Source organism: Kiritimatiellia bacterium (assembly GCA_028715905.1).
Taxonomy (GTDB): domain Bacteria; phylum Verrucomicrobiota; class Kiritimatiellia; order JAAZAB01; family JAAZAB01; genus JAQUQV01.
Map to the genome: position 1 here is coordinate 26629 of JAQUQV010000021.1, position 13541 is coordinate 40169.

Annotated in this window: 16 protein-coding genes; 12 read left to right on the forward strand and 4 right to left on the reverse strand. The window is 55.1% G+C overall.

Going from position 1 to position 13541, the window contains the following annotated elements:
* The first annotated feature begins 12 nt into the window (after nt 1-12).
* Nucleotides 13-1053: a ribonuclease HIII gene (rnhC, locus tag PHP98_05895; protein MDD5483166.1), complete on the forward strand. Its 1041-nt coding sequence runs from the start codon at nt 13-15 to the stop codon at nt 1051-1053.
* On the opposite strand, the gene PHP98_05900 is transcribed toward rnhC, so the two are convergent.
* Both PHP98_05900 and PHP98_05905 read right to left on the reverse strand, forming a co-directional pair.
* Nucleotides 1001-1408: a thioesterase family protein gene (locus PHP98_05900; protein MDD5483167.1), complete on the reverse strand. Its 408-nt coding sequence runs from the start codon at nt 1406-1408 to the stop codon at nt 1001-1003. The two genes, rnhC and PHP98_05900, sit on opposite strands and share 53 nt — an antisense overlap.
* Nucleotides 1409-1415: 7 nt before the next feature.
* Entirely contained in the window at nt 1416-3602 is a 2187-nt protein-coding gene (locus tag PHP98_05905; GenBank protein ID MDD5483168.1) for a hypothetical protein, read from the reverse strand.
* Nucleotides 3603-3723: 121 nt separating this feature from the next.
* Between PHP98_05905 and pgi the strand changes: the two genes are divergently transcribed.
* On the forward strand, nt 3724-5361 hold the full coding sequence (pgi, locus tag PHP98_05910) for a glucose-6-phosphate isomerase (protein MDD5483169.1): 1638 nt from the start codon (nt 3724-3726) through the stop codon (nt 5359-5361).
* A complete protein-coding gene (locus PHP98_05915) occupies nt 5358-6506 on the forward strand; it encodes a DNA-binding transcriptional regulator (GenBank protein MDD5483170.1) in 1149 nt (382 codons plus the stop codon). The genes pgi and PHP98_05915 overlap by 4 nt, the downstream gene beginning before the upstream one ends.
* Here the strand turns inward: PHP98_05915 and PHP98_05920 are convergent, their stop codons facing one another.
* Nucleotides 6507-7574 (reverse strand): LacI family DNA-binding transcriptional regulator, encoded by a 1068-nt coding sequence (locus tag PHP98_05920; protein MDD5483171.1) that lies wholly within the window; start codon nt 7572-7574, stop codon nt 6507-6509.
* A gap of 108 nt (nt 7575-7682) precedes the next feature.
* Here PHP98_05920 and PHP98_05925 point away from each other — a divergent pair, with 108 nt between their 5' ends.
* The 5 genes from PHP98_05925 to PHP98_05945 all read left to right on the forward strand — a co-directional run bounded on the left by PHP98_05925 (nt 7683) and on the right by PHP98_05945 (nt 10760).
* Nucleotides 7683-8495 (forward strand): amidohydrolase family protein, encoded by an 813-nt coding sequence (locus PHP98_05925; protein MDD5483172.1) that lies wholly within the window; start codon nt 7683-7685, stop codon nt 8493-8495.
* A complete protein-coding gene (locus tag PHP98_05930) occupies nt 8492-9277 on the forward strand; it encodes an amidohydrolase family protein (protein ID MDD5483173.1) in 786 nt (261 codons plus the stop codon). Before PHP98_05925 ends, PHP98_05930 begins: the two co-directional genes overlap by 4 nt.
* Before the next feature lie 295 nt (nt 9278-9572).
* Nucleotides 9573-10019, forward strand: a complete 447-nt coding sequence (locus PHP98_05935; protein ID MDD5483174.1) for a hypothetical protein — start codon at nt 9573-9575, stop codon at nt 10017-10019.
* Nucleotides 10020-10288: 269 nt separating this feature from the next.
* Nucleotides 10289-10525, forward strand: coding sequence for a hypothetical protein (locus tag PHP98_05940; protein MDD5483175.1), 237 nt, complete (start codon nt 10289-10291; stop codon nt 10523-10525).
* A complete protein-coding gene (locus PHP98_05945; protein ID MDD5483176.1) occupies nt 10503-10760 on the forward strand; it encodes a hypothetical protein in 258 nt (85 codons plus the stop codon). The genes PHP98_05940 and PHP98_05945 overlap by 23 nt, the downstream gene beginning before the upstream one ends.
* A 39-nt stretch (nt 10761-10799) precedes the next feature.
* Here PHP98_05945 and PHP98_05950 read toward each other — a convergent pair whose 3' ends face one another.
* On the reverse strand, nt 10800-11618 hold the full coding sequence (locus PHP98_05950; protein MDD5483177.1) for an AraC family transcriptional regulator: 819 nt from the start codon (nt 11616-11618) through the stop codon (nt 10800-10802).
* An 82-nt stretch (nt 11619-11700) separates the two neighbouring features.
* Between PHP98_05950 and PHP98_05955 the strand changes: the two genes are divergently transcribed.
* The 4 genes from PHP98_05955 to PHP98_05970 all read left to right on the forward strand — a co-directional run.
* Nucleotides 11701-11844 (forward strand): hypothetical protein, encoded by a 144-nt coding sequence (locus PHP98_05955; protein ID MDD5483178.1) that lies wholly within the window; start codon nt 11701-11703, stop codon nt 11842-11844.
* Entirely contained in the window at nt 11834-12565 is a 732-nt protein-coding gene (locus PHP98_05960; protein MDD5483179.1) for an amidohydrolase family protein, read from the forward strand. The genes PHP98_05955 and PHP98_05960 overlap by 11 nt, the downstream gene beginning before the upstream one ends.
* A 50-nt stretch (nt 12566-12615) precedes the next feature.
* On the forward strand, nt 12616-13299 hold the full coding sequence (locus PHP98_05965; protein ID MDD5483180.1) for an amidohydrolase family protein: 684 nt from the start codon (nt 12616-12618) through the stop codon (nt 13297-13299).
* A gap of 10 nt (nt 13300-13309) precedes the next feature.
* The coding region (locus PHP98_05970) for a hypothetical protein (protein ID MDD5483181.1) at nt 13310-13541 on the forward strand (232 nt) is incomplete at its 3' end.

Sequence of the window (13541 nt, forward strand, 5' to 3'; positions counted from 1 at the left end):
GAACAATTTAAAATGTTCAAACCGCACTATGTCAGACCTGTTTACCCCCGGCGCCCGGAGGCGCCGGCCGGCCCGCTTGAAAAAACCTCCTTCACCTTCAAACTCACCGAGGCGCAGCAGATTATCATGAGCGATCTCCTGACAAAGGGAAATTACCGGCCGATTCAAATCCCCTACACCATTGCCGCGGCGGAAACGGACGAATACAAGGTGGCCATTTACCAGAGCGGCAAATGCCTCGTGCAGGGAAAGGGGGCGAAGGATTTTGTCCAGTTCATTCTGGAACCGAAGGTGCTCGGCCAGGCCGGGACGGGTTACGAAGAAGAGCTGAAACCCGAGCAGTTTGAAGCGCATATCGGCGTGGATGAAAGCGGCAAGGGCGATTATTTCGGACCGCTCGTTATCGCGGCCGCCTATGTGGACAAAACGCTCGCGAAAAGCATGCTGGCGCGCGGAGTCAAAGACAGCAAGAACGTATCCAGCGACAAGCGCATTGTTGAGCTGGCCGGCCAAATCCGCAAAATGCTCGGGAAACGCTTCAGCATCGTTGTTATCGGCGCGCAGGCCTACAACCGGCTTTACGGAAAGATGAAAAACGTCAATCTGGTGCTGGCGTGGGGGCACGCCCGCGCGATTGAAAACATACTGGCCAATGTTCCGGAATGCCCGCGCGCCATTTCTGATCAATTCGGCCATAAACATCTCATTGAAAAAGCCTTAATGGCCAAGGGCCGAAAAATCGTCCTGCAGCAGCGCCATAAGGCCGAGTCCGACGTGGCCGTGGCGGCCGCCTCCATCCTGGCGCGCGAGGCCTTTTTGCTGGGGCTCCGCAAAATGCAGGAGCAATACCATCAGCGTTTTCCGAAAGGCGCCTCGGCGCAGACGCTGGAAGCGGCCAAACAGCTTGTGGATAAGAACGGCCCGGACGTTCTCCGGCAGACGGCCAAATGCCATTTCAAGACCACGGACGCCATCCTGGGCGCCGGCGGGATGAAGCGGCTCATGGCGGCGGCGCAGCAACCAGCTTCTGCAGAAAGACCGGCGGACGGATGATTTTGAGGTCCGCGGAAACGCAGGCGTGGACCGTGTAACCGGTAACGATCAGGTCGTTCCCGCGGAAGACCTCATATTCAACGCGCAACCGAACGCCCTTGATTTCGCAGCGCGAAACGATTTTTAACTCATCGTCGTAGTGCGCCGGCGTCTTGTATGCGCAGTGCGCTTCCACCACCGGCAGGAAAACCCCCTGTTTTTCCAGCTCGCCGTAAGGCAGGCCCGTTTCTCTCAGCATTGCGGCGCGCGCCATTTCAAAATACACAAGATAATTCGCGTAATAGACAAACCGCATCTGGTCGGTGTGGGCATAAGGAACACGGACAAAATACTTGAAGATTTTTGCTTCGCTCATGTTTTGGTTACTCCCGCCCCGGTTGTTTTTTTATGATTTTTTTTCGCAACATGCCTTTCACGAAATGCTTCAAATCATAATAATAAAAGGGAATGTTCATCCAAAAGCGGTAATCCCGGCCGAAGGATGCCATGTATCTGGCAAGAAACATTCTCCTGCCTTTCCAGCACAAGGGGTGGCACATCCGCATCAGGTCGCAAAGCCTTGCCCGCAAGCCGATGCTTTTATAGCAAAAGACGGCGCGGGCGGTGTCAATCAGCGCGAACGCAATGTCCCGGCCGGGTTGTATTCTGAAGAGAAGATTCCCGGCGGAAAGGTCCCGGAAATAAACGCCCCGGTCATGGATTGTTCTCAGGAAAAGCGCCAGCTGATCGTAAAACTCGCCGTCCTGCAGTCCCTCAAATTCGGCGCCATTGTTCCCCCGTGCATGGTAAGTTTCGCTGAAAGCGGTAAAAGCTTTCCGGACGGAAAAACTTTCCGCAAAATCCTCGCACACGTACCAGCCTGCGCGCGCAAGGGGCGCTTTTGAACCATGAAAAAACGCGATCGGCCCCGGCGTGGCGATGCCGCGCCGTAAAAGCTCCTGGGCTCCGTTCCAGCTGCGCAGGGCCTTGTCGCCCTTATGCCCGGACAAAAAACGCCTGATCAGCGGCAACGGCCTGAATTGTTTGACGATTACGTTTTCATTTGTATCCCCGCCGGGCAGGGCGCGCCAGACCCGGTTGCGGGCGTCGCGGAGAATTTTTGCCTTCGCGTCCGCCGTTGGCGGCGCAATTATATCCAATATTTTGCCGGCATAATCATGCCGGCAGACGCCTTCCAGATTATCGCGCGCGATAAAATCATATTTCCTTCCGGCCGTGTTCGCGAAACGGATGTGTTGCAGGACGCGCGGCTTGCCCGTCATTGCCGGCGCGGGCGCGCGATTTTCGGAAAATCCCGGACCGGGCCAGAAAATATAAACCGGGCTTTCGGAAATCATGGCGGGCGGCTCGTCCAGCGGAACGCCGGCGCGCGAGTAAAAGCGCGCGCGTTTCAGCGCCTCTTTTGCATAACAGTCTCCGGTCAGGGCGCAACGTCCGTTCATCGTCCAGGCAACATGGAGCAGGCCGCTTTTCGCGCGGAATTCATGGATTTCAAGGCCGTATTCCGAGGGGATTTTGCGGCTGTAAGCCGTTCCGGACAATAACCGGTTCACGGCCTTAAAGGCGAAATATGCGGGCCGGACACGATAACCGGCTGGATTGCCGCGCGCCTCGCCGTAAAAGGTTACATGCGGTATTTCCGGAAATTCCGCGGTGCCGTCGTCAATCAACCCCTCGCGCTGGCCGATCAACGGCCCCCAGTAAACATTTTCAAGGGCGCCGCTCGCGGCGGCCAGACAGCAATAACGCGCCAGATAATCAGCCTGTTTTTCTTCGGTTTCTCCCAGAAAACGCGCGATTCTCCGCAAACTCCAGGAAACATGCGGACAAATGGTTTTCGGCACAGCGAAAGACAAGGCAATATCTTTGAGCGTCATTGCCTTGCGAACCAGGTTGAAACGGAAAACACCGGCAAAAATCCGGCCGGCGATTTTATGGTCGTAGGACTCCGGTTCCGAGGCGCGCTCCACAAAAAGATTGTCGGTATGAACGGCGGGCAGCAACCCGAGCTGTTTCATCCGGCTCAACAAGGCAATATTGTAAACCGGCTCAAAATCGGTTACATTGGGGGCGGCCAGCGCGCAATTATGGGCGGACGCCGCCTCGCAGGCAATCCGCCAGGCGTGCAGATACCCCGGCAGGGTATAACCGGACCATTTGCGCCGGTTACAGGTTGAACCGATTTCAACAAGATCAACCTCATGGCCGTAGGCGGCCAGAGTTTCGGCCACAAACAGCCGCCAGTCCCGGCCGGCCTGGGCGTTGCCCGGCAGGGACTCGGCCTCGGAACGGGATTGCACCAGGTGGAGGCAGATTTTGAACTTTTCGTCAATCAGTCTCCTCAACAGCCGTTCCTGAAATGTACTGCGGCTGGCGGCCGCAAAATCAACCCGTACGCGGCGCAAACCGAGCTCTCTCAGGCGCGCGACAATAATATCATCGCAGGCAGAGTCTTCGCCACCGGCCACGCCGACGCCGAAAAAATCATCGCCGACCAGATGTTCTCCGGGAGGCTTATCGCCGCCAATGGCGCGCCAGCGGCCGGACAAAGCATATTTTAATACGGCCGGCGCGGCGCGGAAAAATGCAAATAAATTTTGCCAAAATGCGGACATCAGGCTAGAATAATGCAACACAAACGCTTATTAATAAAGCTAAAAGAATCTCTCAATGAAAAAGAATGGATTTAATCCGATCAACCTTCCGGAATGGAAACATCTTGCGCAACATTGCCGCCGGATACGAAATGTTCATCTTCGCGATTTATTCGCACGGGACTCCCGCCGCGCCCAGAAATTCACCCTTTCCGCCGAAGGTCTCACGCTGGACTATTCAAAGAACCGGGTTACTTCCGAAACCATGCGCGCCCTGTTTGCCCTGGCGCGCGCATGTGGGATCGCAAAAGCGCGCCGGGCAATGTTTTCGGGCCAGGCGATCAACCGCACCGAAAACCGGCCGGCGCTCCATATCGCCCTGCGCCATATTTCCGGCGGGCCAATCCTGGCCAACGGCACGGACGTCATGCCGGAAGTGAAAAGGGTTTTGCGCCAAATGGACCGTTTCAGCCGCGCGGTCCGGGAAAATGCATGGCGCGGCCACACCGGCAAAACGATCCGCAACATAATCAATATCGGCATCGGCGGCTCGGACCTCGGGCCCGCCATGGCTTACGAGGCCCTCAAGCCGTACGCTAAAAGGGACCTGAATGTAAAGTTTGTCTCCAATATTGACGCCGCCCACCTGCTGGAAGCGGTGCGCGGACTGGACGCCGCGGAAACGTTGTTCGTGGTCGTATCAAAAACCTTCACCACGCAGGAGACGATTGCCAACGCGCTTTCGGCGCGCGCCTGGTGTTTGGCCCGGCTGAAAACCGAAAAAGCGGTTAAAAAACATTTTGTGGCGGTTTCCACCAGCACGGAAAAGGTAAGGGAATTCGGAATTGACCCGGAAAACATGTTCGCGTTCTGGGACTGGGTCGGCGGCCGCTATTCGCTCTGTTCGGCGGTGGGCCTTGCCCTGATGCTGGCAATCGGCCCTGAAAATTTCAACCGGATGCTGGCCGGCTTTCACGCCATGGACCAACATTTCCTGACCGCGCCCCTGAATAAAAACATGCCGGTGATCATGGCCCTGCTGGGAATATGGTATAATAATTTTTTCAACGCGCAAACCCAGGCCGTTCTGCCCTACTCCCAGTATCTGGCGCGTTTCCCGGCTTATCTCCAGCAGGCGGACATGGAAAGCAACGGCAAGAGCATCGCCCGAAACGGGAAAAAAGTCCGTTGGCAGACCGGGCCGATAATCTGGGGCGAGCCCGGCACCAACGGCCAGCACGCGTTTTACCAGCTTCTGCACCAGGGCACGAAACTGGTCCCGGCCGATTTCATCGGGTTTGGCAGGCCCGTTGAAGAACTCGGCGAACACCATGCCATGCTTATGGCCAATTTCTTTGCCCAGACCGAAGCGCTGGCGTTCGGCAAGACCGCGGGCGAGTTGGCCGCGGAAAAAATTGCGGCCGGATTGATTCCGCACAGGACTTTTGAGGGCAACCGGCCGACCAACACTATTTTGGCCGCAAGGCTTAATCCGGCCGCGCTCGGCAAGCTGATCGCTCTTTACGAACATAAAATATTCACCCAGGGCGCAATCTGGAACATTTATCCCTTTGACCAGTGGGGCGTCCAGCTCGGCAAGGAGCTGGCCGGGAAAATACTGCCGGAATTGCAGGTTGCGCGGCCGGCAAAACTCAAGCATGATTCTTCCACCAATGCGCTCATTAAACGTTTCCGGGCAATGCAAAAAAAATGACCCGCAAAGTCGGCATCAGGCTTTACATGGAGTTTGAACACAACCGCCGCCTGCTGGAGGGTATTCTGCATTATATCCGGGGCGGCGCGCAGTGGCAGATTGCCGCCAACCCGTTTGCCAGCCACCATTGGCCGGAAATTTTAAAGCAATGCGACGGCGCCATTCTCCAGGTCTATGAAAAGCCGCTGGCCACAGTCGTCAACCAGATGGATATACCCATGGTCAGCGTGGTTAACAGCGCTTTCACGCCGGGATTACCGGCGATTATCAACGACGACTTTGCCGTAGGAAAAATGGCGGCCGAATACTTGCTGGGATTAAACTGCCGGGCTTTCGGCTTTGTCGGATTCTACCACCCCAGAGAATGGTCGCATGAAAGGGGAATCGGCTTTGCCGAAGGCCTTAAAAAATCCGGGGTGGCATGCCGTTCATTATCGCCGCCCGGGACCGGGCGGACGCCTTTTAAATATTTATGGACGGCGGCGGGTTTGAAGAAATGGCTGAAATCATTGCCGCCGCGCACGGGCATATTCGCCGCCACTGATTTTGTGGGCGTTATGGTCATTGACGCCTGCCGCGAACTCGGCCTGGCCGTGCCGGAAGATATGGGCGTCATCGGCGTTGACAACAACGTCATGCTCTGCGAAATGGCTTCCGTGCCGCTGACCAGCATCGCCACCGATGCGCCCCGGCTGGGATTTGAAGCCGCGCAAATGCTTGATCTGATGATGAAGGGCAAAGAACCGCGCCCGCGCCGGATAAAACTGCCGCCGCTTGATATTGTCATCCGCCGGTCAACCGAATTTTTTGCGATTGACGATCCGGTCCTGGCAAAAGCCATGCAGTTCATTGCCGCCAATTGCCAGAAACACATCGGCGTGGAGGATGTGCTCAAAGCCGCGCCGTTACTGTGCCGGCGCAACCTTGAACGGCGGTTCCGGGACAAACTATCCAGTTCAATTCATGCGGCCATTATCCGCGCCCGGATTGACCGGACCAAAAGACTGCTGGCTGAAACCAACCGGGGGATAAACCTCGTGGCGGAACAGGCCGGTTTCTCCGACGCAAAAAAATTAAACGGGCACTTCCGCAAAGCCACGGGACTCACGCCCACCGCCTACCGGAAAAAATGTTCCCTGCCATGATCAACCGGACCGGGCAATCGCCGGGAGGGATGCTTCCTCGCGGATCCGCGTGGAAATTCTTGTCAACCTTGGCTTTTCCCGGCCCTCAAGCCAGGCAAACACGCGCGCGAGCATGGCCTCGTGCGGAACGACCACGGCAGTCAAGGGCACTTCAAAATATAAACTTTCAGGCAGACCGTCCCAGGAAATAAAAGCCAGTTGTCCGGGAACGCGCACTCCCTTTTCACGGAGACGATGAATCATCCCAGCGGCGACCCGGTCGTCATTAACATAAACGGCCTTTGGCAGGCCATGACGCGCAAAGGAAAGGAGGCGTTCCGCGGCAAGCTCCCCCCGTTTGAAAAGCGGCGTCAAACCATCGGACGCCAATTCATAAAATTCCGCCCGGATCCCGCCGCGCGGATAATATTTTTCCGGGATGGTCTCAAAAAAGCCTTTGGGCAGTATCAGCCGCTTGTATCCCGCCGCAATCATGAAATCAAGGGCCTGTTTCCGGGCGCGGGCGCGGTCAAAACCGACGACAGCGCTTTTTCCGGACAACAAAAGCGCATCGGGATTGACGGCCGGGAAGGGAAAGTCATAGAGCATGCAGGCGGCGCGGGGAACGCTTCCGAAGAATCTGACCCATGAACCAAGATTGTCTTTGTTGATGCCGGCGGAAAAAACTATCAGCTTCTCAACTCTGTATATCTTCAGAAATTGAACCGTGTCCGCCATGTTGTCATTGCCGAACGGCAGGACGATATAAGTTTTGCGGGTTTGTTCCAACCTCTCAACCAGGCTGAAAAAAGCGTTTTTATGATGATCCACCGGCCGCGCCGGGATAAGCACGGCAATTTCCTTCACCGTTTTGCCCCGCAGGGCCAGGCCCAGCAGGTTCGGCCGGAAACCGACCTCGCGGACATAGTCCAGGACTTTTTCGGCGGTAGCGCGGGAAATCCCCCGCGCCGCCCAGCGGTCGTTCAGAATATACGAGACCGTGACGCGGGAAAGACCGAAACGTTCCGCGATTTCGCTCACTTTTCCGGGCGTTTCAGGTCGGCTGCGTTTTTTTGCGCTTTTTTTCATTTCCTTGCTTGACACATGTAGCAAGACAGAATATCCTTTCTTTATACATGTAGCATACCATTATGGCAAGAAGTGTCAAGCGGCGGGAAATCGAAGGAAGAAACGCCCATGCAAACCAAAATAATAAACGTCGGCAAATATCAACCGGTTGATTTCCATAATCATGTCCGAATGCAGGCTGGGAAATTGAACCGCGCAAACGCCCGGACGGTTTTAGAGGCGGCGGAAAAGCTCGGCATTGACAAAATCTGCGTTTCCTGTCCGCTGACGGGCGATTCGCCCGCGCCGGACGAATTCCATGCCGGCAACGACGCGGTTCTGGAGGCCATGGCCATGTCAAAGCGTTTTCGCGGATTCTGTTTCCTGAATCCGGGCCACGCCCGCGAAAGCCTTGCCGAAATGGAGCGCTGTATTGTCCGCAAAGGCATGCTGGGAGTAAAATTATATCACCAGTATTTCATCTGCGATCCGGCCCTGACGCCCGTCATGGAATATGCCGCGCAACTCGGGATTCCCGTGCTGATGCACGCCGGCAAGGCGACTGATTCCGTCACGCAAAAACTCCAGCCGCGCTTCAGCCACGCCGGCCATTTTCTGAAGGCGCTGAAAATGTTTCCGGAAACAATCCTGGTTCAGGGACATATCGGCGGCGGCGGCGACTGGGAATGGAATCTGCGGACGCTGGAGGCCTTGCCGCCGGAGGCGAAGTATTTCCTGGACACCAGCGGCTCGGTGATTGACGCCGGCATGGTTAATAAAACCGTCAAAACCATCGGCGAAGACCGGGCTTTATTTGCCACCGATATGTCGTTTGAGGAAGGAATCGGGAAAATTATTGACGCGGATTTGTCGGACAAACAACTCCAAAAAATATTTTCCGGAAATTTTCATCAAATCCTGTCGGAACGGAGAGTAAAATGATTTTTGACGCCAACACCGCCGCCGGCCACTGGCCTTTCCGCAAAGTCCCGCATGAAAACATTTCCGATTTGAAGCGTCTTTTGAAATCCAGGGGAATAACCGGCGCGGCGGTGGCCAACACGAACGGCTTATTTTACAACAACTGCCATGACGCCAATCTGGAGCTGGCCGAAGCGCTGGCCGGCCATTCCGCTTTTTTTGCGGGCGTGGCCACCCTGAATCCGCTCTATGCCGCCTGGGAAAAAGATTTGGCTGACTGCGCGAAAAAACTGGGCATGAAAGCCCTGCGCATGACGCCGCAATATCATAATTATGACCTGACGTCCCCGGAAGCGCCGGCGATGCTTTCCGCCGCCACGGCGCTCGGCCTGCCGGTCTTCATTCCCGCCCGGGTTGTTGACGTCCGCGGCCGGAACTGGATGGACACGGAACGGGTTTTGAGCGTGGATGAAATTGGAAATTTTTCGCTTGCCGTCCCGAAGGCGCGCATCGTGGTCACCGAAAGCGCGGTATCGCCGGAAGAACTGATCACGCCGGATAAAAAATTGAAATACCCCGGCCTTTATTTTGAAATCTCACGCCTGCGCTCAGCCAACGGACAGGCGATAGCCGCCCTGGCCGGGACAATCGGGGCAAAGAGCCTGCTCTTCGGCAGCGGCGCGCCTCTCAAGGAGGTTACCCCCGCGCTCCTCAAATTGAAGCACGCGGCGCTCGCCCCGAAGGAAAAGGCCGCGATTGCCTGGCAAAACGCCGCGCGGATTTTGAAACTGCCTTTGAATTAAATGTTGCAGGGTGTGGAACTGATGGTCGAGCTGGCCGGCAAGATCGCCTGAGTCGCCGGCGGAATGAAACGCATCCTGCCGCCAACGGAGACAGCGCATTTCTGGAGTGGATAGCACACGCGGCACGGGAAACAATAATAACAGTAACCGTGCATTCTCCGCGGGGTGTATATGCGCGAAAGCAAATCAATCTTTAATGTGCAGCGGGACGCATACCCATTGCGGTCCGAGTGTCCGCACCGAGGACATCGATCGGCATGGCGGGATCGATCATGAATATGTTCACCGGGCGATCATGATCATGGCCAGCACGGCATCCATCGCCTGGAAATACCGCTATCCGGCTCGGCTGAACTTCGGAATCGGTCAGTGCAATTTCGCGGTCAGCCGCCGCAAGCCCGATCCGGAAAACATTGGTCGGGCGCTTTGGGCGCCGGACCCGCAAGGTCCGCATGACCACGAGGTATCGGTGCTGACTATCGAGTCGCTCGATGGTGTTGTCCGCGGCGTCTTTTTCAATTACGCCTGCCACCCCACAAGCCGCGGCGGACTGCTCATCGGCGGCGATTATCCGGGTTTTGCCTATGACCGCATCCAGGAAGCGTTTGACAATGCCCAACCTTGTTTTCTCCAGGGCTGCGGGGCTGATCAGAAACCGATTCCGGCTGACCCGCATGCGGCTTCATTCCCCGCACCATCGAACAGACGCGGGATATCGGCAATCAGCTCGGCGATGCCGTGATTCAAACCGTCAGGGACGGAAATCTTCAGCCAGTCACCGGCCGTTTTGTCGAGGAGACGGAAGACCGAATCAATGAAACGATCGCGGACATGCTGGATATACGGAAAACAGACGATTTACAGGAGGATCGAAAGGACGTATGAATGTAAATGTTAAAAGGTTGAGGAAATCCTGGCCAAGGCCCGGCGCTTGGTATATCCCGAGCTAATTGTAAAAAACTTTAATAATAAACTTGAATTTATAATGCTTATTTGGATAATAACAACATTATGACTGCTACTCTTGAAAGATTGACAAAGGAAATTCAAACGCTTCCGGCGGATGAATTGGATGAATTCCTGTCCTGGCTTGCGAAATTTGAGGCTGAACAAATGGATGCGTGGGATAAAGAAATCAAACAGGATTCCATGCCGGAAGGCCGCCTCAAGTCTGTCGTTAACCGTGTTCACAGAGATATTGCCGCCGGAAGGACAAAACCACTTGATGAAATCCTCGACAACTCCTGACTTCTGGGAGTCGTATAATACTCTTCCGCCAGGCGTTAAGGCTATGGCCAGGCGCGCATACCGAATATGGAAGACAAATCCAAGACATCCCTCCTTATGTTTCAAGAAAGTCGGAAACCTCTGGTCCATCAGGATCACTGGCGGATACCGGGCGCTTGCTATCCACCACGAAGAAACTTTTTTCTGGTTTTGGATCGGTAATCACGATGAATATATGCGTCTCATCAGGACATGATCTCAAACTTTTTAATTTTGACTTATCGCGGAGATACAACTATTTACTCACGCCGTATTTTTTATAAGACCGGATAAAATTCTGCGAATTGGAATACCCGCACCGGCGCGCAACCTCCTTGACGCGCAATTCGCCGGCTGCCAGCAGCATGCGGGCGTGGCTCATGCGGTATTGCAGGTAATATGCCCGCGCCGACATCCCCGCAAGTTTTCTGAAATACGCCGTGAAGGAGCGGCGGCTCATGTTGAGTTGGGCGGCCATGCGGTTGATTCCGGGATATCGGAAAGGCGGCATGCGCAATTGTTCCAGTATGTCTTTGAATCCGGCCTGTTCAGACCGGCTGCGCGCGGCGATTTGACCCCGCGGTTCGGGCGCCTCGTCAAGCTCAAGGAGGTCCGCCAGCAGAACTCCCAGCAAGGCGTGTTTCCGCAGTGAACATCTTTTCGGCGGAACGCTGTGGCAGAGACGGGTCAGTTGACCGAATATTCTGAGCGTATTGCGGCTCAGACGGCGGGCGGCAATTGCGCGCGGGAATATTTCGGCAACCGGTCCGTCGCAGTTGATGTGCAGAAAATAAATGGTATAGGGGGTTTTAACGTCCGCACGGTATTTGTGTATTTCGTTGGGATAAACGACATGGACCAGACCCGGCCGCAGATTGTATTTCCGCCCGCCCGCGAGACACGCGCCTTTGCCGCGGACAGTATAAGTGATATGCCAGCGGTCGGGATGCAGATGCAGATTGGTCTGTTCGCCGGGCGAGGCTGCAAAATGGTTGGCCGTAACGGAGAAAATGTCCGCCTGCAACTCCTTGAAAAGCGCCATGCGCTCCGTGCTGTCTGCCCGAAATGATTGCATATTTGCCCTCTATGATTATTGATATTCCGGAGAAAATCAAGTAGTATTTGATTCAAAACCAGTTTTAACAGAGGGAAAATCCATGTGTCAGGATAAAGGCAATCTTGTCAAACTTGACGGCGCCGCTCCGCAAGAACAGGCTTGCGGCCGGATCGGATTTGACCTGACGCGCGGTTCTCCGCGGAATAAAATATTAATCACGACGAAAATAATTCATGATCATTGATATTCATACCCATATACCCGCAAAGAAGGTCGGTAAAATCCTGGCCGAGGTTCACCGATTGGGCATTTCCAAAGTGGTCAATTTGGGCACGGGATATCCCAGCACAACACCGGAACAGGTCGCGGCTTCCAACAATGAAACCATGCGGCTGGCCCGTCAATACCCGGCCGCGATCATCGGCTTTTGCTTCCTGAACCCGAACCACGAAAAAAGTTTCCTCTTGAAGGAAATCACCCGTTGCGTGGAAAAAGGAAATCTGAAGGGCATCAAACTGTGGGTGGCCGTAAACGCGCGCAGTAAAAAGCTGGATCCGATCATGGAAGCCTGCGCAGGGTTGAATATTCCAGTATTGCATCACGCCTGGCACAAGACCGTCGGCAAAGCGCTGGATGAATCCAGCCCCGCGGATATCGCCGATTTGGCCGGCCGCCATCCCAAAACAAAAATCATCATGGCGCATATGACCGGCTGCGGTCCGCGCGGCATCCTGGATATCCGGCCCTGCCCCAACGTATATGTTGACACCTCCGGCTCCCAGCCGTTTGCGGGAATGGTGGAATATGCGGTTGAAAAACTCGGCGCGGAACGGATTCTTTACGGCTCGGATGCTCCCATCCGCGATTTTTCATGCCAGCTCGGCCGTATTTACGGGGCCAAAATCAGCCGGCATGACCGGGAATTGATTCTCGGGCTTAACGCCAAGAAACTGTTACAATTATGATCATAGACGTAAATACATCATTAGGTCATTGGCCGTTTCAGAGATTTAATATGAATTCGGCCGGGGCGCTATCGCGCCGCTTAAAAGCCGCCGGCATTGCCAGAGCATTGGTGTCTTCAACCGACGCCATTCTGTATCCGGACCCCGCGGCCTGCAATGCAGACTTGCTCAAGGCGGTGAAGGGGCATCCCATGCTGATCCCCGTGCCGGTCGTGAATCCCGCCTTGACCAACTGGCGCGCGATTGTAAGCGCAAAGAATGTAAAAGCGGTCAAAATCATACCGAATTATCACAATTATCCGCTGGTCGGCCCCGTGTTGGCACAACTGATGGAAGTCCTGGCGGAAAGAAAAATCCCGCTGATGATCCAGATGCGGGCGGAAGATGAGCGCAACCAGTATCCGCTGATGAAAATCCCAGGCGTGGACTTTAAGGCTGTCGTTCAGCTTGCGAATGATTTTCCTGCAGTGTCAATCATTTGCCTTTGCGCGTATTTCGGCGAAGCCGTTGAACTGGCGCAAAAGACCGGAAAGGTAAGCGTGGATATTTCATTCATAGAAACGTTCCAGACATTGCCATCACTGTTAAAGCAAATCCCGCCGCAAAAAATACTCTTTGGCTCGCACACTCCGTTTTTATACACTGAAGCGGCGATGATGAAGTTGAAAACGACCGCGCCGGCGGCGCGCAGAACAATTGCCTGCGCCAACGCCCGGCGCCTGTTTGATATTTGAAGGAATCATTATGATAAAATCCCATTATCCGCCGTTTGCCGGTCCGTTTATCCTGGAAAATGAACTGGAGCGGCTTTTTCCCAAACGCGATGTGCCCATGTCGGCCGGTCAAAACCGGCCGCTCTATCTTGATCTGGCCGAAAACATCATTGAACAGGCCTGCCATTGGATTGACGGGCGGGGCATGGTCGTTGACCCCGTGGAAGGCGGCGACCAACGCTGGAAGGGCGGAACATCCGCGC

Bases quoted from the DNA above. Each gene is read 5' to 3' on its own strand.
- PHP98_05965 (MDD5483180.1), top strand. From the start codon at position 12,616: ATGAATTCGGCCGGGGCGCTATCGCGCCGCTTAAAAGCCGCCGGCATT.
- pgi (MDD5483169.1), top strand. From the start codon at position 3,724: ATGAAAAAGAATGGATTTAATCCGATCAACCTTCCGGAATGGAAACAT.
- PHP98_05950 (MDD5483177.1), bottom strand. From the start codon at position 11,618: ATGCAATCATTTCGGGCAGACAGCACGGAGCGCATGGCGCTTTTCAAG.
- PHP98_05935 (MDD5483174.1), top strand. From the start codon at position 9,573: ATGATCATGGCCAGCACGGCATCCATCGCCTGGAAATACCGCTATCCG.
- PHP98_05915 (MDD5483170.1), top strand. From the start codon at position 5,358: ATGACCCGCAAAGTCGGCATCAGGCTTTACATGGAGTTTGAACACAAC.
- PHP98_05920 (MDD5483171.1), bottom strand. From the start codon at position 7,574: ATGAAAAAAAGCGCAAAAAAACGCAGCCGACCTGAAACGCCCGGAAAA.
- PHP98_05960 (MDD5483179.1), top strand. From the start codon at position 11,834: ATGATCATTGATATTCATACCCATATACCCGCAAAGAAGGTCGGTAAA.
- PHP98_05945 (MDD5483176.1), top strand. From the start codon at position 10,503: ATGAAATCCTCGACAACTCCTGACTTCTGGGAGTCGTATAATACTCTT.
- PHP98_05955 (MDD5483178.1), top strand. From the start codon at position 11,701: ATGTGTCAGGATAAAGGCAATCTTGTCAAACTTGACGGCGCCGCTCCG.
- PHP98_05900 (MDD5483167.1), bottom strand. From the start codon at position 1,408: ATGAGCGAAGCAAAAATCTTCAAGTATTTTGTCCGTGTTCCTTATGCC.
- rnhC (MDD5483166.1), top strand. From the start codon at position 13: ATGTTCAAACCGCACTATGTCAGACCTGTTTACCCCCGGCGCCCGGAG.
- PHP98_05925 (MDD5483172.1), top strand. From the start codon at position 7,683: ATGCAAACCAAAATAATAAACGTCGGCAAATATCAACCGGTTGATTTC.
- PHP98_05940 (MDD5483175.1), top strand. From the start codon at position 10,289: ATGACTGCTACTCTTGAAAGATTGACAAAGGAAATTCAAACGCTTCCG.
- PHP98_05930 (MDD5483173.1), top strand. From the start codon at position 8,492: ATGATTTTTGACGCCAACACCGCCGCCGGCCACTGGCCTTTCCGCAAA.